General features: G+C 54.7%; 16 protein-coding genes. 8 read left to right on the top strand and 8 right to left on the bottom strand.

Annotated features, from left to right (window positions below):
• Positions 1-49: 49 nt before the first annotated feature.
• The 5 genes from CSC3H3_RS22005 to CSC3H3_RS21985 are packed head-to-tail and all read right to left on the bottom strand — an operon-like array spanning position 50 to position 5,437.
• Positions 50-1,021, bottom strand: coding sequence for an ABC transporter ATP-binding protein (locus CSC3H3_RS22005; protein ID WP_101286548.1), 972 nt, complete (start codon positions 1,019-1,021; stop codon positions 50-52).
• Positions 1,018-2,049 carry an ABC transporter ATP-binding protein gene (locus CSC3H3_RS22000; protein WP_101286547.1) on the bottom strand — a complete coding sequence of 344 codons (1,032 nt, stop codon included), beginning with the start codon at positions 2,047-2,049 and terminating at the stop codon, positions 1,018-1,020. The genes CSC3H3_RS22005 and CSC3H3_RS22000 overlap by 4 nt, the downstream gene beginning before the upstream one ends.
• Positions 2,050-2,065: 16 nt before the next feature.
• A complete protein-coding gene (locus CSC3H3_RS21995; protein WP_101268696.1) occupies positions 2,066-2,965 on the bottom strand; it encodes an ABC transporter permease in 900 nt (299 codons plus the stop codon).
• Between the two features lies 1 nt (position 2,966).
• The gene (locus CSC3H3_RS21990) at positions 2,967-3,884 is read right to left on the bottom strand and encodes an ABC transporter permease (protein ID WP_101268698.1); all 918 of its coding nucleotides are present in this window, start codon (positions 3,882-3,884) and stop codon (positions 2,967-2,969) included.
• 32 nt (positions 3,885-3,916) lie between these two features.
• A complete protein-coding gene (locus tag CSC3H3_RS21985) occupies positions 3,917-5,437 on the bottom strand; it encodes an ABC transporter substrate-binding protein (protein WP_101286546.1) in 1,521 nt (506 codons plus the stop codon).
• A 167-nt stretch (positions 5,438-5,604) separates the two neighbouring features.
• On the opposite strand from CSC3H3_RS21985, the gene CSC3H3_RS21980 reads away from it, so the two are divergent.
• Positions 5,605-6,384: an IclR family transcriptional regulator gene (locus tag CSC3H3_RS21980; RefSeq protein WP_101268702.1), complete on the top strand. Its 780-nt coding sequence runs from the start codon at positions 5,605-5,607 to the stop codon at positions 6,382-6,384.
• Between the two features lie 57 nt (positions 6,385-6,441).
• On the opposite strand, the gene CSC3H3_RS21975 is transcribed toward CSC3H3_RS21980, so the two are convergent.
• Positions 6,442-7,122 (bottom strand): GntR family transcriptional regulator, encoded by a 681-nt coding sequence (locus CSC3H3_RS21975; protein WP_101286545.1) that lies wholly within the window; start codon positions 7,120-7,122, stop codon positions 6,442-6,444.
• Positions 7,123-7,242: 120 nt separating this feature from the next.
• Here CSC3H3_RS21975 and tcuA point away from each other — a divergent pair, with 120 nt between their 5' ends.
• Positions 7,243-8,631, top strand: coding sequence for an FAD-dependent tricarballylate dehydrogenase TcuA (tcuA, locus tag CSC3H3_RS21970; RefSeq protein WP_101286544.1), 1,389 nt, complete (start codon positions 7,243-7,245; stop codon positions 8,629-8,631).
• A complete protein-coding gene (tcuB, locus tag CSC3H3_RS21965) occupies positions 8,615-9,760 on the top strand; it encodes a tricarballylate utilization 4Fe-4S protein TcuB (RefSeq protein WP_101286543.1) in 1,146 nt (381 codons plus the stop codon). Before tcuA ends, tcuB begins: the two co-directional genes overlap by 17 nt.
• A 55-nt stretch (positions 9,761-9,815) precedes the next feature.
• Here tcuB and CSC3H3_RS21960 read toward each other — a convergent pair whose 3' ends face one another.
• Together CSC3H3_RS21960 and CSC3H3_RS21955 are read right to left on the bottom strand one after the other, a co-directional pair.
• Positions 9,816-11,216 (bottom strand): sensor histidine kinase, encoded by a 1,401-nt coding sequence (locus CSC3H3_RS21960; RefSeq protein WP_101286542.1) that lies wholly within the window; start codon positions 11,214-11,216, stop codon positions 9,816-9,818.
• Positions 11,213-11,875, bottom strand: coding sequence for a response regulator (locus CSC3H3_RS21955; protein ID WP_101268712.1), 663 nt, complete (start codon positions 11,873-11,875; stop codon positions 11,213-11,215). The genes CSC3H3_RS21960 and CSC3H3_RS21955 overlap by 4 nt, the downstream gene beginning before the upstream one ends.
• Before the next feature lie 242 nt (positions 11,876-12,117).
• Between CSC3H3_RS21955 and CSC3H3_RS21950 the strand changes: the two genes are divergently transcribed.
• From CSC3H3_RS21950 to CSC3H3_RS21930, 5 genes are all read left to right on the top strand, one after another.
• The gene (locus CSC3H3_RS21950; protein WP_101268713.1) at positions 12,118-13,218 is read left to right on the top strand and encodes a type 2 periplasmic-binding domain-containing protein; all 1,101 of its coding nucleotides are present in this window, start codon (positions 12,118-12,120) and stop codon (positions 13,216-13,218) included.
• A 132-nt stretch (positions 13,219-13,350) separates the two neighbouring features.
• Complete coding sequence (locus CSC3H3_RS21945) at positions 13,351-15,330, top strand: tripartite tricarboxylate transporter permease (protein ID WP_101268715.1); 1,980 nt, start codon at positions 13,351-13,353, stop codon at positions 15,328-15,330.
• Positions 15,331-15,335: 5 nt separating this feature from the next.
• Positions 15,336-16,466, top strand: a complete 1,131-nt coding sequence (locus tag CSC3H3_RS21940; protein ID WP_101286541.1) for a 4-oxalomesaconate tautomerase — start codon at positions 15,336-15,338, stop codon at positions 16,464-16,466.
• Positions 16,466-17,524, top strand: coding sequence for an isocitrate/isopropylmalate dehydrogenase family protein (locus tag CSC3H3_RS21935; protein WP_101286540.1), 1,059 nt, complete (start codon positions 16,466-16,468; stop codon positions 17,522-17,524). The genes CSC3H3_RS21940 and CSC3H3_RS21935 overlap by 1 nt, the downstream gene beginning before the upstream one ends.
• A 288-nt stretch (positions 17,525-17,812) precedes the next feature.
• Positions 17,813-18,031 carry a hypothetical protein gene (locus CSC3H3_RS21930; protein ID WP_101286539.1) on the top strand — a complete coding sequence of 73 codons (219 nt, stop codon included), beginning with the start codon at positions 17,813-17,815 and terminating at the stop codon, positions 18,029-18,031.
• Positions 18,032-18,157: the final 126 nt, after the last annotated feature.

Here is an 18,157-nt window from a genome sequence, read left to right as displayed (position 1 = left end):
ATCTATGCTTTTTGTTGGGCATGATCACATCGGAACGACAAAGACGCGCCTATCCTGCGCCGTAAAGGTGGCATTCGACACGGCGATGGTCCTCGCGCAGGCAGGGCGGGGCCACACTTGAACAAACATCCATCGCCTTTGCACAACGTGGATGGAAATGGCACCCGCTGGGCGGATCAATCGGGTTGGGGTAAACCGCGCCCAAATGGGTATCAGGCACGCCCATAAACGGATCAGGCGTTAAAACAGATTCCAAAAGGGCCGAACTATAGGGATGGCGCGGTTCGGCAAAAAGCGGGGCCGCAGCTGATTCCTCAACCACCCGGCCCAGATACATCACCGCAACCCGCGTTGCCAGATGTTCGATCACCGCCAGATTATGGCTGATAAACAGATAGGTCAGGCCCAGTTCATTGCGCAGATCCACCAGCAGATTAAGGATCTGCGATTGCACCGATACATCAAGTGCCGATGTTGGTTCGTCGCAAATGACGATTTCGGGTTTCATGATCAAGGCACGCGCAATGGCAACACGCTGGCGCTGCCCACCGGAAAGCTGATTGGGGAAGCTGCGCAAAACACGTTTGGGCAAACCGACAAAATCAAGAATATCGGTTGTTTTCTTGTCCCATTCGCGGGCATCACCCACCTTATGCACCCGCAATGGCAGGGAAATAATATCGGCAATGCTTTTGCGCGGGTTCAGTGATGAATACGGGTCCTGAAAAATCGGCTGAATGCGCCGCGCCAGATAGGAACGGTCCTGCGTGCCGATATCTTCACCATCAACCAGAACCTGGCCGCTGGTTGGTTTTTCAAGGCCCAGCAAAATACGCGCAAGCGTACTTTTCCCGCAGCCAGATTCACCGACCAGCCCCAAAACTTCACCCTTGTTCAAGCGCAAATCAACTTCGTTAACCGCCTTAAGGGGCTTGCGTTTGCCAAACATGCCCTGCTTGATCGAAAAGGTTTTGGAAACGTTTTTAAGTTCCAGAACAGGTGTTTTTTGATCAGCGCTCATGGCCGGCCCTCGCTTTGGCTGGTGGCAGTCGGGCTTTCGCCCGGTGCCTGGAACGGTATTTCGCTGTTATCATGCACGCAGCGGTAAACATGCCCGTCAACGCCCTGGCGTTCGGGAATGTCGTGTGCGCAGGCATCAACCGCCACATCGCAACGGCCACGAAACGCACATCCCTGTGTTTTGCCAATCAGGGATGGCACAATACCGGGGATGGACCCCAAATGTTCACCGGGTCTGGTTTTGCCCGGCACCGGGATACAGCGCAGCAAACCACGGGTATAGGGGTGTTTCGGGGCGGTAAACACATCCTTTGAATTGCCCGATTCAATCACTTCGCCCGCATACATGATCGCGACCTTGTCGGCAACGCGCGCCACCACGCCCAGATCATGGGTGATCAAAATCATCGCCATGTTCATTTCGCGCTGTAAATCCACCAGCAACCGCAAAATTTGCGCCTGAATTGTTACATCAAGGGCGGTTGTCGGTTCATCGGCAATGATCAGGTCGGGTTCCGCCATCAGGGCCATTGCAATCATCACACGCTGGCGCAGCCCGCCCGATAATTGATGCGGATATTGCCCCAACCGGCTGGCCGCAGCAGTAATGCCCACTTTTTCCAGCAACTCGATGGCGCGGGCCTCTGCCGCCTTGCGTCCGACCTTGCGATGAAGAAGCAACGCTTCGGTCAACTGGTCGCCAATGGTGTAAGCGGGGTTTAGCGACGTCATCGGTTCCTGGAAAATCATCGAAATCCGGTCACCACGCAAACTGCGCATTTTGCGGTTATTCGCCGTTGCCAGATCAACCCCGGAAAATTCCAGTTTTTGCGCCTGCCGTTTGGCAAGTTTGGGCAGCAACCCCATAATCGCAAGCGACGTCAAGGATTTGCCACTGCCGGATTCCCCTACGATGCACAGGGTTTCGCCGCGTGCCAGGTCAAAATCCAGCCCGCGCACGGCATGCAGAGTGCCACCAGCCAGCGGAATATCCACCCGAAGATCCCGTACAGAGAGAATATTTTCCATTGCTTCTCTCCTTTCCTTAATTGCGGTTTTCAGGGGCGGTGACATCGCGCAAACCATCGCCAAGCAGGTTGATCACCAGCACCAGCACAAACAGCGCGACACCGGGAATGGCAATCAGCCACGGTTCAAACAGCAGCATCTTTTTGCCCTCGGCCACCATCAAACCCCAAGACGGCGTTGGCGGCTGCACACCCAGCCCCAAAAAGGACAGGGCTGCTTCCAGCAGGATGGCATGTGCCATTTCCAGCGTCACAACCACAATCAGGCTGTTGACGATGTTGGGCATGATTTCGCTAAACACGATGCGCGAGGTTGAACAGCCAATGGCACGTGCCGCATTGACATATTCCATCGATCGCAATTGCTGGGTCGAAGACCGCATGACAACGGCAAAGCGGTCCCACAACAGCAAGCCCAGAACCAGGATAACCACCTGAAGCGAACCACCAAAAACCGCAACCACCGCCAGTGCTACCAGTACCACCGGCATGGCCAGGCGGACATTGATGATAAATGTCACCACCGTATCGACCTTGCCGCCAAAATACCCGGCAGCAACACCCATCATGGTGCCAATCAGGCCGGAAATCAGGGCTGCTACCCCACCAATCAACAGTGAAATACGCGCGCCATAAATCAGACGGGATAAATAATCACGGCCCAAATGGTCCGTCCCCAGGGGGTGATCCCACGTGCCCTTGGCAAACCAGACAGGCGGCTGCATGCGTGCCAGCAGGTTTTGCGCATAGGGATCATGCGGGGCCAATACCGGGGCCAGCACGGCAACAATGCAAATTGCCGCCAGAACCACGCCACCAAACATCAACCCGCGATGGCCGAAAATGCGCCCGCGCAATACCTGGCCCGGTGTCGGGCCACTCAGGGCGGCTTCGACGGATTCAATTGTTTTTGCCATGTCAGCCCACCCTCATGCGCGGATCAAGCCACGCATTCAACAAATCGGAAAGGAAGGTAAAAACGATATAGAACAGCGCAAAAATCAGGATAAGCGCCTGCACTGTTGGCAAATCGTTCCGGCCAATGGATTCCCACGCCAGATATCCTGCCCCATGCAGGGCAAAGATGGATTCAACCACAATCGATCCACCCAGCATGAACCCCATCTGAACAGCCGAAAGGCTGACAACCGGGATGATGGCATTGCGAAGCGCGTGTTTGAACATCACACGGACTTCGCTGGCACCTTTGGCGCGCGCAGTACGCACATAATCGGCACTTAAAACATCAAGCATCCCGGCGCGCGTCAGGCGCATGATGGCAGGCATCGCGTAATAGCCCAGCACAATGGTTGGCATCACGAAATTCTGCCAGCCATCCGTGCCCGACGGTGGCAATAGCCGGAATTTGATACTGAAAATCACCACCAGAACCAGGCCAAACCAGAAACTGGGCATGGCCTGCCCCATGACCGAAATGAACAGGGCCATCCGGTCAATCATGCTGTTGGGGCGGACGGCTGCTGCAACGCCCAAAGGCACCGCCGTCAGAATGGCAAAGGAAATGCCACAAATGCCAAGTGTCATCGTGATCGACAGCCGGTCGCCGATCAGTTGGGCAACGGGCAGCTGAAAGTAATAACTTTCACCAAAATCACCCCGAAGCGCACTGAACAGCCAATCGGCATATTGCACGATCAATGGCCGGTCGAACCCGTAAAAGGCGCGAATGGCCGCGATATCTGAATCCGTTGCGGATTCCCCGGCAATCGCCGATGCCGGGTCCCCCGAAAGATGCAGCAAGGTAAAACTCAGCATCGAGACGGCAAGGGCAACCAATAAGGCCAGCCCCAGCCTTTTGAGTGTGTAAATCAACACCGTCCGTACCCCGTTTTCTGGTTACCGGAAGATTATTTCCAGCTCATCTGGAAGAAGCGCGGAATAGCATCCGTGGTAGGCGTGTAATCCAGATCGTTGGTGAAGACGTAGTTGGCGTTATAGGAAAATAACGGCACCCAATAAGCCTGATCGGCGATCTTTTTGAAGGCCTTGGCGTAATATTCCTTACGCTTTTCAGGATCGATGGAGCTATCAGCCACATCCAGCCATCCCTTGATTTCCTCGTCACGTGCGGTGTCGAGTGATCCAAGCTTGAAGAACTGGCTGACAATTGCCGATGCATCATTGATCGAATAGGAACCCCATGTCTGGAATGACATCGGCGTACCCTGCTTCATGCGCAATTCACGCAATGCGGAATATTGCAGCAGCTTGAAATTGGTCTTGATGCCCACTGCATTCAGGTAATTGGCAAGGGCTTCAGCATATTCGCGGTCACGATAGGCATAGAAATCGATGGTGAAACCGTCAGGATAACCGGCCTCCGCCAGCAGTTCCTTTGCCTTTTCCGGGTCGTAATCGTATTTGGTAACATCCTGGGTGCAGCCAAACTGGGTCGGAAAACAGGCGGCATCGACAACCTTGGACTTGCCTTTTAACAACCCGTCAACAATGGCCTGGCGATCAATCGCATGGGCAACGGCCTGGCGAACCCGCACATCGGTCATCGGGTTTTTCTCGCCGGTGCGGCCTGCGGCGTCCATGTCGATATAACCAATGCGCATCGTGCTTTCATTGGCAACCGTGAACTGGTCCATTTCCTTGAATTTTTCGGCCTGGTCGGCGGGCACCTGCCAGATCCAATCCAGACCGCCGCTAAACAGTTCGGCAGCTTCGGTATTGATATCGGGGATGGTGCGAATATCAAGATGGCCGATTTTCGGCTGCCCCTTGGGGCTGTCCTTGAAATACCCATCGAATTTTTCCAGCACAAAATGCTTGCCCGGTTCGACCGACACAACCTTGTAAGGGCCGGTGCCAACCGGGTTCTGGCCCATGCCGCTGGGGCCAACCTTGGCATAATATTCATGCGGATAAATCGGAACCGGGCCGGAAAGATATTCAAATGCAGCCGGGAACGGAGCCTTCAGGTGCAGGCGGACTTTGTAATCATCCAGCTTTTCCGCACTTTTCATCCAGTTGACATTGCGCTGGGTTTTCACCCCATGCGCCGGGTCAACCACCCAGTTTACGGTGTAAACAACGTCGTCAGCCGTGAAATCAGCCCCGTTATGGAACTTCACGCCCTTGCGCAGGTCCAAATCCAGGGTGACGTCATCAACCCATTTCCAGTCCGTTGCCAGGTTCCCCTTGTATTCACCCGTTTCCGGGTCGCGATACAACAGGCTGTCCCAAACGGTGCGCTGCATGATCACCCCTTCGCGGGATGAGTTGAAGTAACCGTCGACGTTTTCAAGTTCTTTGGTGAACGAGATGTTAAGCGTGTCGTCTGCTTTACCGGCAAGGGCAGAACCCGAGGCGGCCAGCATCGTGAGGGCGAACAGGCTCGCCCCCTTAAGAACCGTCTTCATGATGCCTCCGTGACATATATGTTTTTTGGTGACGGCGTTGTTCGCCGAAACATTTTGTATTATATTGTAATACAGATTACTGTATACCAATCAACGATAAGAAGCCTTGATTAATGAGTCAAGCATCCTGATCTATTTGTTCGGAACGAAATGGGGGAAAGTCCGGGATGAAAGATCGCGAAAAGCCGCGACAGGACACGCTGTATGTCGCTTCGCTGGAAAAGGGTTTACGCATTCTTGAAGTCTTTTCGGAAGACAAGCTTGAGCTCAGCCTTTCCGAAATTGCCCGCGAAACAGGGCTTGATAAAAGTGCGGCCCAACGGTTTGTTAACACGCTGCACCAGTTGGGTTATCTTAACAAAAATGCGGAAACGCGGCGTTATCGGCCATCTCTGAAATATCTGGATATGGCCTATGCCTATCTCTGGTCGGATAACCTTGTGCAACTGGCCATGCCCCGCCTGATCGAGCTAAGCCGCCAGCTTCAGCAAACGATTAATATGGCCCGCCCGATTGATCAGGAAATCATGTATGTCGTGCGCATTCCCGGCTATCGGACCAGCTATGGCGCATCGGTAATTGGCCGACGGGTGCCCGCACTTACGGCATCGTCGGGCCGCGTTATTCTAAGCCGCCAGGACGAAGCCACCATTCGCAAATGCGTCAATGAATGGCCGCTAAAACAATATACCCCCTGGACAACGCTGGATCGCGGCAAAATCCTTGAAGATATCCTGACCGCGCGGGACAAGGGATATTGCATGAGCCTGCGTCAGGTCCTGCCCGATGAAATAAATATTGCCGCCCCCATCTGCACCCTGGATGGCACACCGGTTGCCGCCATTCACTGCTCGCTTCCCGTGATCCGCTGGACGCTGGAACAGGCCGAAGCCGAAATCGTCCCCCACATCGTCGAAACCGCCCGCTCCATTTCCCCGCCGCGATAGGGCTGGCAAAAGCTGGCAATTTTTAGCGCTGCTGACGCAAACAGCTATCCGCGTAAATTATGGGGCGGGTTCCAACCCGCTTTGCTGAACATTGCGCAACAGCCGGATGCGCAGTCTTTGTGCGTTGCGGATGTGCAGGCGTGCGGCGGCATCGGCGCCATCGCCATTACCGGCACGGATATTTTCAACAATATCGCGATGTTCGTCATAGGCGCTTTGTGGCCGCCCGTCATACTGCAGGGTTGTCCCCCCCAAAAGCGCCATCGCGTTCGATAACGAATTTAACGCATCAATCAGGTAACGGTTGTTGCCCATGCGATACAGGGCCTGGTGAAACAGCCGGTTAATTTCGGCCACTTTGATCTGATCGTTGCCGTTTTTCAGCATCAGTTCGTTCAAATCTTCCAGTTCGGCAATTTCAAGTTCCGATGCATGGCGCGCGGCATAACGCGCTGCCGTGCCCTCCAGCACTTCGCGAATCTCGTAAAGTTCAATCACCTCGCGGTGGTCCAGTTCCTTGATCACGGCCCCCTGCCGCGGCACATGGATCAGTAGGCCATCGCTTTCCAGCCGGCGGATCGCATCGCGCACCGGGGTACGACTGATATCGAATTTTTCGGCAACTTCCACTTCGCGAATGCGGGTTCCAGGCTTGAGTTCTCCATGCTGGATCGCCGCCAAAAGCTTTCGATACGCCACTTCGCCGCGCGGCTGTTGATCATCCGAATCAGAACTCATGAACAGATACCTTGAGTGTTTTTATTGAATTTGAACTTGACACATTCCGCATCGAGTTACAACCTTGCGCACGATTGTATACAAAAGTATCCAACAGAATTCCATAAAGGTGAGATCCTTGTGAAAACGCTTCATGACCATTACGACGTCCTTGTCGCGGGCGGCGGGCAGGCCGGGTTGATCGCCGCCATCGTCGCGGCGGAAAAAGGCGCGAAGGTTTGCCTGCTTGAAGGGGCCCCGCGCACCTATCGCGGCGGCAATACCCGCCATACCCGCAATTTGCGCCCCCTGCATATCGGCCCCCTTTCCGTTCTAAGCGGCACCTATGACGAAGCCGAATATTGGGAAGACCTGCTGCGCGTTACCAAAGGCAAAACCAACGAAAAACTTGCCCGCATGACGCTGCGCAAATCGGCCGAGGCTGTAAGCTGGCTGGAACAACGGGGTGTGCAGTTTCAACCACCCCTTGGCGGCACCCTGCATCTGGGCCGCACCAACGCGTTTTTCATGGGCGGCGGCAAACAGCTTTTAAATGCGCTGTATCGCCATGCCGAAAAGCTGGGCATTGAAGTTCATTACGATGCAATGGTGACTGCCATTGAAATTGAAAATGGCACCTTCAAACGTCTGCATGTGGGCGACCATGTCATTTCGGCCAATGCCTTTGTTGCTGCCGCTGGCGGGTTTGAAGCCAATGTCGAATGGCTGAAAGAAGCCTGGGGCGATATCGCCGAAAACTTCCTGATCCGTGGCACCCCCTATAACCGGGGCGGGCTATTGCGCCTGTTGCTGGATCATGGCGCCCAGCAAATTGGCGAACCCAACCAGTGCCACGCCGTGGCAATCGACGGGCGCGCCCCCAAATTTGATGGCGGTATCTGCACCCGGGTCGATTGCGTATCGTTAGGTGTCGTCGTCAATGAAAATGCCGAACGTTTCTATGACGAGGGCGAGGATTTCTGGCCCAAACGATATGCCATCTGGGGTCGGCTGGTGGCCGACCAGCCCAACCAGGTCGCCCATGTCATTATCGACCAGAAATCAAAGGGCGGTTTCATGCCGCCGGTTTTCCCTGCCACCACCGCCAACAGCATTGACGAACTGGCACGAAAAATCGGCCTGGATGCCGATATTTTGCAAAAAACAATCGCCGATTTTAACGCCGCCGTTCAGCCGGGCGCGTTTGACCACACAACACTTGATGGCCTGTGCACCAATGGCCTTGCTGTTAACAAAACCAACTGGGCACGCCCCATCGACCAGCCCCCCTACAGTGCCTATTCCCTGCGGCCAGGCATTACCTTCACCTATCTGGGCGTCGAGGTCACCGAAAAGGCCGCGATGAAAATGGCGGATGGCAGCCTAAGCCCCAACATCTTTGCCGCAGGCGAAATCATGGCGGGCAATGTGCTGGGTCAGGGTTATCTTGCCGGGATCGGCATGACCATTGGCAATGTATTTGGACGAATTGCAGGAAGCGAGGCCGCCGATTATGCGCTCAACCGATAAAACAACCGAAGCCGCGCGGGTCATGTCGATCTGCAATGCCTGCCGTTATTGCGAAGGCCATTGTGCCGTGTTTCAGGCAATGGAACTGCGCCTTGAGTTCAATGCCGATACCGTCGATTACCTTGCCAATCTGTGTCACAATTGCGGGGCGTGCTACCATAATTGCCAGTATGCCCCACCCCATGAATTCGCGCTGAATGTCCCCGCCGCCATGGCCGAATTGCGCCAGGAAAATTACGGCGTTTATGCCTGGCCGGGCTTTATGGGCAAACTGTTTGTCAATAACGGCCTGTGGGTCAGCTTGCTGTCCATCATTGTGATAACGCTGTTTGCCATCACAACCGCCCAGCTTACCGGCAATGACTTTTTCAGCGCCCATGCCAATGCCTTTTACGGCGTCATTCCCCATAATGTATTGGCAGGTCTGTTTGGTGCAGTGGGCCTGTTTGTGCTGCTAGCATTAACCCTGTCCTGCATTAAATTCTGGCGGGCCATGCAGTTGCCAAACCCTTTGCGCCTGAATTATCGCCAGGTTGGCCAAGGCATCAAAAACGCGCTGACCCTTAAATATCTTGATGGCGGCAATGGGCAGGGCTGTTCCTACCCCGATGAAACGCCATCCATGGCGCGACGCTGGTTTCACCAGTTCACATTTTGGGGCTTTATGCTGTGTTTTGCGGCAACCTCGACAGGAACAATCCTGCATTACGGGTTTGACCTACCCGCCCCTTATGGCTTTGTCAGCCTGCCCAAACTGTTTGGTATTCTCGGTGGTCTTGGGCTGATCATTGGCCCGCTGGGCTTGCTTGCCCTTAAAATAAAGGCCGACCCCACCCCCAAAGGCAAAACCAACAAGGGCATGGATGTAAGCTTTCTGGTGTTGCTGATGTTAAGTGCTGCAACCGGGCTGGGTTTGATGCTGCTGCGTGATACCTCATTGGTGGGCATTACGCTGTGTATTCATCTTGGTGTGGTGCTGACCCTGTTTTTATCCATGCCTTACGGTAAATTCGTGCATGGTTTTTACCGGCTGATCGCCCTTGTGGTTTTTGCCGTGGAAACGCAGGACCACAAAGCCATCGTTGGCACACCCAAAACCGATACCCAAACCAAAATCAAAGCCGCCTGATCAATTCGGGGCAACACAAATCCTGTGCGGGTTCAATTTGCATGGGTCCATTCCATCACCGAAAGGCAATACGAACCCGCAATCCTTTGCCATCTACCCCGTCTTCCAAGCTTAAAACCGCATCATGGGCATCGGCCACTTCCTTGACAATCGCAAGGCCCAGCCCGCATCCCTGCTTGTTAGCATTTTCCAGGCGCACAAACCGGCCCAGCACCCGTTCGCGATCCTCCGGTGCAATGCCCGGCCCGTTATCTTCCACCTCGATAATCGGCCCGGTGACGGCACCGCTGCCAATCACACGCACCGTAATGGTGGACCCTGCCGGGCTGTAGATCATGGCATTATCAATCAGGTTGCACAGGGCTTCGCGCAGCAACACTTCGTTGCCGGTTTCAATTTCGCAATTCAGCCCGTCGCTTTGATCATCAAACCCCAGATCAATTTCATAATTAAGGGCGGCCCGCACTTTTTCCGCCGTTACCCGGGCCGCAAAGCTCAGCAGATTAACCTTGGATAACGTTCCCGCCTTGCGCCCTTCGGGTGAAACACGCGCCAAATTCAAAAGCTGCGAAGTCAGACGGGCAGTTTCGCGGGTTTGCTCAACAATCCGTTCCAGCGCCTGGCGGTCCTCGTCACTGTGAATATTGCGAAGTGCCCATTCCGCCTCGGCCTGCACAGCGGCAAGCGGGGTGCGCAACTGGTGCGAGGCATCGGCAATAAATCGCTGATTGGCGGTGATCGAACTTTCAAGCCGTGCCAGAAGCGCATTTAAAGAACTGACAACTTCGGTCACTTCCTTGGGCATGGCATGGCGAATGGGGCGCAGATCATCGGTTGAGCGGCGGCGAATGGCCTGTTGCAGGCGCTGCAAGGGTGCCAGACCATGTGAAACACCAATCCAGGCAAAAATGCCGCTTAGAAACATCAACACCAGATAATCCGTGGTCGACCCCATCAATTCATCATAGATCAGGCTGTCACGCTGGCGCCGTGTCTGGTTCACATCGATGCTGACCCAGCCATGCACATTCGATGACGGGTCGGAAACCAGATATTTCATGGTTACCGCACGCACATCTTCGTTGCGGTAATGGGCATTGTAAAAATAAGGAACGCCGGGCTGCAAAACCACATCCTGCGGCGGGCGCGGCAGCCCGAAATCACCGGTGACAAATGCCCCGTCCGGGCCCTGAACGCGGTAATAGGTGTTATCGCGGGTAAACTGTTCCAGCAGCAATTCAATATCGCGCGATAACAAATCCCCACTGGATTTGATCGCATGTTCAGAAATCGTCACCGCCAGCGCGACCAGCAACCGGTCCTGGATGCGGTTGGCAACCTCGCTGACCGAAAGGTAGTTTTTGGCAAGCAGGCCGGTCGCCATGATCATGCCCGGTAACAGCAGCCACATCAGCAATCGTGCGCGCAGCGAAGTGGTTTTAAGGTTTTCCGTCATTCGTCAATCATATAGCCTAGGCCGCGAATTGTTCGGACTTCGACACTGCTTTTCGCGATCTTTTTACGCAGCCTGCTGATGTAAAGTTCAATCGATTTGACACTGGCTTCATCATCAAAACCAAACAGATGCAGGGCAATGCGTTCCTTGCTGATCACCTGACTGATATTGAGCAACAACACTTCCAGTACCCCGCGTTCACGCGGCGTCAGCAATACCGGCTCGCCCGAAATCGTCACAGACCGGTCAATGGAATTAAAAACCAGTTCGCCTACCGATATATCAGGGTTTCGCACCCCGACATTTCGCCGCAAAAGCGCACGGGCGCGTGCTTCCAGCTCGCAAAGCTCAAACGGCTTGACCATATAATCATCTGCACCGGCATCAAGGCCGGCAACCCGTTCATCAAGGTTGCCGCGCGCCGTTAAAATCATCACGGGCAGATTGATTTTGCGGATGCGCACGGTCTTTAAAATGTCCAAACCGTCCACACCTGGCAATGACAGGTCCAGAATCAAAAGGTCGAAAGTTTCCTGCAATACCAGCCGCAGCGCATCTTCGCCGTCATGAACCACATCGACAGCATGTTCCATCTGCCGCATCGCTGCGGCAATTTTGTCAGCTAAAACAAGGTTATCTTCTACGATGAGTATGCGCATCTGACTTCATTAACATCGAAATTCAATCCAAGGATTAAAAATTACAACATAGACAGCAAACTGACAGCATTTATCGACTAGATTGCTTTTCACAGGGGAACGGCATCCCGGCAATGACCGGAACAACAATAACAGCCGAATGCCTGATCGGGAGGAAATCGTTTGTTTGTACATCATCCATATCATGTGCAGTTCGCATCCTTCCGATGGAGAGACAACAACATTATCGGAGGGAATACCAGATGTCGTGGGGACGATCTTTCAACCATTCAGTAAAAGCGGTTTGCGCTGCAGCCGCCCTTGCCTGCGGCCTGACCGGTACCGCAATGGCCCAGGATGCGGATTTTTCAGGTGACCGCGTCGAACTTATCATTCCGTTTGGCGAAGGCGGCGGTACAGATACGTGGGGACGTTTCTGGGCACCCTATTTCAGCGTTTTTCTGCCGGGCAAACCGACCGTCGTTGTCAAAAACATTCCCGGTGGCGGTTCGACCTCGGGTGCGAACCAGTTTGAAGCCCGCGCCAAGGCCGATGGCCTGACAGCCATTGGCACCTCGGGTTCAACCCAGTTCCCGTATCTGCTGCGTGACAAACGCGTGCAGTACGAAATGCGCGACTGGCGCGTTATTCTGGCATCGCCCACTGGCGGCGTTGTCTATGTCAATTCGGACCTGGGCGTTAAATCCGCGGCCGATTTGAACACCCTTAAAGACATCCACCTGCGCTATGGCAGCCAGGGTGCCACCTCGCTTGATCTGGTGCCGCTGCTGGCATTTGAACTGCTGGGTCTTGATGTTGATGCCGTATTTGGCATGAAGGGCCGTGGTGCGGGCCGCCTTGCCTTTGAACGTGGTGAAGTCAATATCGACTATCAGACCTCGTCGGCCTTTATCAATAACGTCACCCCGCTGATCGATATCGGCACGGCTGTTCCGCTGTTTTCATGGGGTGCGATGGATGATGACGGCAACATCATTCGCGATCCGTCCTTCCCGGATCTGCCCAGCTTCCCCGAAGCCTATGAAATGATGAAGGGCGAAAAGCCGTCCGGCCCGGCATGGGAAGCATACAAGGCGTTCTTTATTGCCGGTTTCCCGGCCCAGAAAATGGTTTTCCTGCCCAAAGACACGCCGGAAAACATTGTTGAGGCCTACCGTGCGGCTGCCGTTGCGGCAACCGAAGACAAAAGCTTCCTTGCTGATCGCGAGGCAACCCTTGGCGAATACAAACAGATCGTTGGTGAACCGGCCGAACGTATCTTCCGCCAGGCGACAAATGTTCCGGAAGAAGCCCGTAGCTGGGTTCAAAAATGGCTGACCGACAAATATTCGGTCCAGTTCTGATCCTGAAAACCTGAACCTTTCCCTTTTCTAATCCGGGGTGGCCTTGTCCACCCCCTCTTTTTCTCACCCTCCGACCTTGTGGTCGTTTGCAGGGAACGGGCGAACTTTGCCTTTTGCCGGAGTTTTTTCTAAATGCTTGATGCAATGATGACAGCTTTGTCTCATTTCACGCAGCCCCAACATCTGATGTATCTGATGCTCGGCGTGGGAATGGGAATGATTGTCGGTATCCTGCCGGGGCTGGGCGGCATTGTGGGGCTGTCCCTGCTTTTGCCCTTCATCTATGGCATGGACCAGATTTCTGCACTGGCGATGCTGATTGGTCTTGTGGCCGTAATCCCCACATCGGACACCTTTACATCGGTGCTGATGGGTATTCCCGGCTCCAGCGCCTCGCAGGCCACCGTGCTTGATGGCTTCCCGCTGGCCAAAAAAGGCCACGGCGCACGCGCACTGGGTGCGGCGTTTTCGGCATCGCTGTTTGGCGGGCTGGTTGGTGCCATCATCCTGACCGGCTTTGTCGTTATTGCCCGCCCGCTTATTCTGGCATTCGGTTCAGCCGAACTGTTCATGCTGGCCGTTCTGGGCCTGTCAATGGTCGGGGTTCTGGCAGGTAAAAGCCTGCCCAAGGGTATTATTGCATCCGGCCTTGGTCTTCTGCTCGGTGCGCTTGGCGCGGCGCCTGCGACCGGCGAACTTCGCATGAGCTTTGATTCCATCTATCTGATGGATGGCCTGCCGCTGGTGATTGTCGGCCTTGGCATGTTTGCCTTCCCCGAAATTATCGATCTTTGCCGTCAGAACCGGTCCATTTCCGATAACGGCACCCTTGGTTCGGGCTGGAAAGACGGTGTCCGCGACATGATCCGCCATAAATGGCTGTGCCTGCGCTGTGCAGGTCTTGGCAGCATCGTTGGTGCCCTGCCCGGCCTTGGCGGCAGTGTCGTTGACTGGATCGCCTATGGCCACGTTGTGCAGACCGCCAAGGATAAATCCCAATTTGGCAAAGGCGATATTCGCGGGGTTCTGGCCCCGGAAAGTGCCAATAACGCCAAGGAAGGCGGCGGCCTTGTTCCGACCCTTCTGTTTGGTATCCCCGGTTCGGGCAGCATGGCGGTTTTTCTGGGCGGCATGGTCCTGATCGGCCTTGAAGCTGGCCCGGCCATGGTTGGTCGTGACCTTGACATCACCTACACCATCATCTGGTCGCTGGCGATTGCCAACGTGGTCGGTGCGGGTGGTGCGCTGCTGCTGTCGCCTTTTGTTTCAAAGCTGACGACCATCAAATACGGCTATCTTGCGCCGTTCATGATTACCATCATCTGCTTTGCCGCCTTCCAGGCAACCCGTTCCCTTTCCGACATGATCGCCCTTCTTGCCCTTGGCGTTCTGGGCGTTCTGATGAAACGGTTTGGCTGGCCGCGTCCGGCTTTCCTGATTGGTTTTGTACTGGCTTCCAACACCGAAACCTACCTTTATCAGGCGCTACAATTCTATGACTGGGGCTTCCTGCTGCGTCCGGGTGTCATGATCATTCTGGCACTGACGATCATTTCCATCGTCATGGGCATGCGCAAACAGCCGGTAAACCCGGTCGAGGAAGAAGAACGCAGCCATTCCCATTCGCCCAACCGCCTGCCGCAAATTCTGTTTGCCGGTTTGATCCTTGCGATCTTTGCGCTTGGCATCTGGGATGCGACCCAGCATTCGTTCCTGGGCAGCGTTTTCACCGGTGCGGTTTCGGTGGTCATGTTTGTGGTAACGGCGGTTCTGCTCTGGCAGCTCGTGGTCAGCCCACCGTCGCATGGTGCCAATTTCGACCATGAATTTGACCTTGCCCACCAAGATGAAAAACCCACCGCCGGTCTTTGGCATTATGTCTTCTGGGTTGGCGGGCTTGTCGCGGGAACAGCACTGTTTGGTTTCCTGATCGCGATTACCGGCTTTTTCATCGCCTTCCTGCGTCTTAAGGCCGAAGCCTCCTGGACCCGCACCATCCTTCTCACAGTACTGGCAATGGGCGGCATGTCCTTCCTGGCCTGGTCGCTTGTGCTCGATTTCCCGGGTGGCCTGCTTCAGGACCTGGTCGATCTTCCCTGGCCGTTGGGATAATCATCATGACCCAGACCCAACCTCAAACCCAAATCCTTAATGATCAACATGCCGTTCCCTGCGTCATGATGCGCGGCGGAACATCCAAGGGGCCAATCTTTCTGGCAGCCGATCTTCCCGAGGATGTCACCCTGCGCGATCGCATCCTGCTTGCTGCCATGGGGTCCCCCGACAAACGCCAGATCGATGGCATTGGCGGGGCCGATACCCTGACCAGCAAAAGCTGCATTGTCGGGCCGTCAAACCGCCCCGACGCCGATGTGGAATTTTTGTTTGCCCAGGTGGCAATCGACCGGCCGGAAGTGGACGTTAACCCCAATTGCGGCAACATGACTGCTGCTGTCGCCCCGTTTGCCATCGAGGCGGGCCTGGTCCCCATCACCGGTGATCAGACCCTGGTACGGATTTATAACCGCAATGTTGGTGCGCTGGTTGATGCCGTCGTCCCCACACCGGACGGGCGCGTTATCTATACCGGTGATGCCGCCATTGATGGCGTACCGGGAACCGCCGCACCGCTTATTTTACGGTTCAAGGAAATCATGGGCAGCAAAACCGGCCGGTTGCTGCCCACCGGCAAACCCATCAATTATATCGATGGCCTTGAAGTCACCTGTATTGATGTGGCGGTGCCAATGGTCATGTTTCGTGCCCGCGATCTTGGCCTTACCGGCCGCGAAAGCAAGGCCGAACTCGACGCCGACAAGGACCTTCTTTCAAGGATGGAGGCCGTGCGCCAAAAGGCATCCGTGCTGATGGGTCTTGGCGATTGTACCGGCAAGGTGGTGCCCAAAATGGCCATTCTTTCCGAACCGGCACAGGGCGGGCACATTACATCGCGTTATTTTGTGCCCCATAACTGCCACGCCACCCATGCGGTAACCGGCGCCATTTGTGTTGCCAGTTGTGCATCCCTTTCGGGCAGCATTACGGATGGCATGATCGACCTTAAGGTCGTGCCACAACAATGGATCAAAATCGAACATCCCAGCGGCAGCATCGATGTTGAACTGACAATCGATGGTTCCGGCCCCAATCTTTCCGTTATTTCGGGCGGGGTCATCCGCACTGCAAGGCGGTTGTTTGAAGGGCGGGTTCTGGTGCCCGAAACCCTGCTGGCAGGAGATGCCCGCTAATGGATGTACTGTTTTTACCGGGTGATGGCATCGGCCCTGAAATTACCGCCGTCTCCCGCACGGTTCTTGAAAAACTCAACCGGCTTTTTGATCTGCACCTTAACTTTGCCGAGGATGATGTCGGTTTTTCCTCGCTGGAAAAGCACGACATCACCATTACGAACGCGCTGATCGAACGTGTTCGCAATACCGATATGACCATCCTTGGCCCGGTTGATACCGCCCATTATCCCCCCGCCGATCAGGGCGGGGTCAACCCTTCGGCGGCATTGCGCATCAAGCTGGATCTTTACGCCAATATCCGTCCCTCACGCGCCATACCGGGACTTCCGGCAGTTGCCCCGGATATGGACCTGATCATTGTGCGCGAAAATACCGAAGGCTTTTATGCCGACCGCACCATGTTTGCCGGCAGCGGCGAATGCATGCCAACACCCGATCTTGCCCTGGCCACCCGCAAAATCACCCGCAATGGCAGTTTTCGCATTGCGCGGGTTGCGGCCCAACTGGCCGCCCTTCGGCGCAAACATCTGACCATCGTTCATAAGGCCAATGTCCTGAAACTCAGCGACGGCCTGTTCCTGTCCGAGGCCCAAAAGGCCGCCAGCCAGCAGGGCGACCTTGTGATTGACGATGAACATATTGACGCAATGGCATCCCTTCTTATCCGCCATCCTGCGGCTTATGATGTCATTGTCACCACCAACATGTTTGGCGATATCCTTTCAAACGAGGCCGCCGAACTTGCCGGGGGGCTGGGTCTTTCCGGGTCGCTTAATGCCGGGGATGACATTGCCATTGCCCAGGCATCCCATGGTTCCGCCCCCGATATTGCCGGGAAAAATCTGGCAAATCCGGCATCGCTGCTCTTTTCAACGGTCCTTCTGATGGACTGGAAAGGCAAACAGGCAAAGCGATCCGATCTGCAAACTGCCGCACACGCACTTGATTCCGCCATCATCAAAACCCTGCAAACCCCGCAAAGCCGAACCCGCGACCTTGGCGGCACGGCAAGCTGCAGCGAATTTGGCCGCGCAGTAATTAAAAACCTTGAATAACCAGCACGGATACGCTGGCAATAAACACGGGCCATGCTGCCCCGGCGTCACACCAAAACATATGGGGAAGTCCCTTCCGGTCCCGGAAAAGGGCTTCCCCTGTTATATCTCCATACCCCGTCTAACCACGCCATTTGATGCGCCATAACGGGCGAGCTAGGCCCGCTTTATCCTGCCACCTCTGACGCAACCATTAATTGCATTAGATGTGCCTGCGCATTCATTCGCGTCATCATAACCACCAGTTATGTTCATATTTGAATTTTACGGTTTTCAATTGAACAATTTGTGTGGCAAGCTTTTGACCTGCCCGGCAAGGTGGCGCAACTTTGTGTAACAATTGTTCCGTTGCTGATTGCCCAGGACGACATGAAACACCTGATCCGTCAGGAATCGTTTTTTGAGCGTTTAAAATTTTCATTCCCGCACAGCGCGATTTATTTTGATGTCAAAGCATCCTTTGACGCTATTCCCACGATTCTTCTTCCTATAATTATTAATAAATAACAGTTACTTACATAAAATCTAAGGATTAACCCTCACCCCTTGGGTTGTCAGGAGCCTTCCTGTCGTGCAACCATAACAATCGGTCACCGAATGTGGTGTAAACTTTGTACGAATGTTGAAGGGGAA

The sequence above is a fragment of the Thalassospira marina genome, assembly GCF_002844375.1.
GTDB classification, from domain to species: domain Bacteria; phylum Pseudomonadota; class Alphaproteobacteria; order Rhodospirillales; family Thalassospiraceae; genus Thalassospira; species Thalassospira marina.
The sequence above is the reverse complement of the archived record's forward strand: the minus strand, read 5'-3'. Positions and strand labels throughout refer to the sequence as shown.

Bases quoted from the DNA above. Each gene is read 5' to 3' on its own strand.
- CSC3H3_RS21945 (WP_101268715.1), top strand. From the start codon at position 13,351: ATGCTTGATGCAATGATGACAGCTTTGTCTCATTTCACGCAGCCCCAA.
- CSC3H3_RS21950 (WP_101268713.1), top strand. From the start codon at position 12,118: ATGTCGTGGGGACGATCTTTCAACCATTCAGTAAAAGCGGTTTGCGCT.
- CSC3H3_RS22000 (WP_101286547.1), bottom strand. From the start codon at position 2,049: ATGGAAAATATTCTCTCTGTACGGGATCTTCGGGTGGATATTCCGCTG.
- CSC3H3_RS22005 (WP_101286548.1), bottom strand. From the start codon at position 1,021: ATGAGCGCTGATCAAAAAACACCTGTTCTGGAACTTAAAAACGTTTCC.
- CSC3H3_RS21985 (WP_101286546.1), bottom strand. From the start codon at position 5,437: ATGAAGACGGTTCTTAAGGGGGCGAGCCTGTTCGCCCTCACGATGCTG.
- CSC3H3_RS21940 (WP_101286541.1), top strand. From the start codon at position 15,336: ATGACCCAGACCCAACCTCAAACCCAAATCCTTAATGATCAACATGCC.
- CSC3H3_RS21980 (WP_101268702.1), top strand. From the start codon at position 5,605: ATGAAAGATCGCGAAAAGCCGCGACAGGACACGCTGTATGTCGCTTCG.
- tcuB (WP_101286543.1), top strand. From the start codon at position 8,615: ATGCGCTCAACCGATAAAACAACCGAAGCCGCGCGGGTCATGTCGATC.
- CSC3H3_RS21960 (WP_101286542.1), bottom strand. From the start codon at position 11,216: ATGACGGAAAACCTTAAAACCACTTCGCTGCGCGCACGATTGCTGATG.
- CSC3H3_RS21935 (WP_101286540.1), top strand. From the start codon at position 16,466: ATGGATGTACTGTTTTTACCGGGTGATGGCATCGGCCCTGAAATTACC.
- CSC3H3_RS21975 (WP_101286545.1), bottom strand. From the start codon at position 7,122: ATGAGTTCTGATTCGGATGATCAACAGCCGCGCGGCGAAGTGGCGTAT.
- CSC3H3_RS21955 (WP_101268712.1), bottom strand. From the start codon at position 11,875: ATGCGCATACTCATCGTAGAAGATAACCTTGTTTTAGCTGACAAAATT.
- CSC3H3_RS21995 (WP_101268696.1), bottom strand. From the start codon at position 2,965: ATGGCAAAAACAATTGAATCCGTCGAAGCCGCCCTGAGTGGCCCGACA.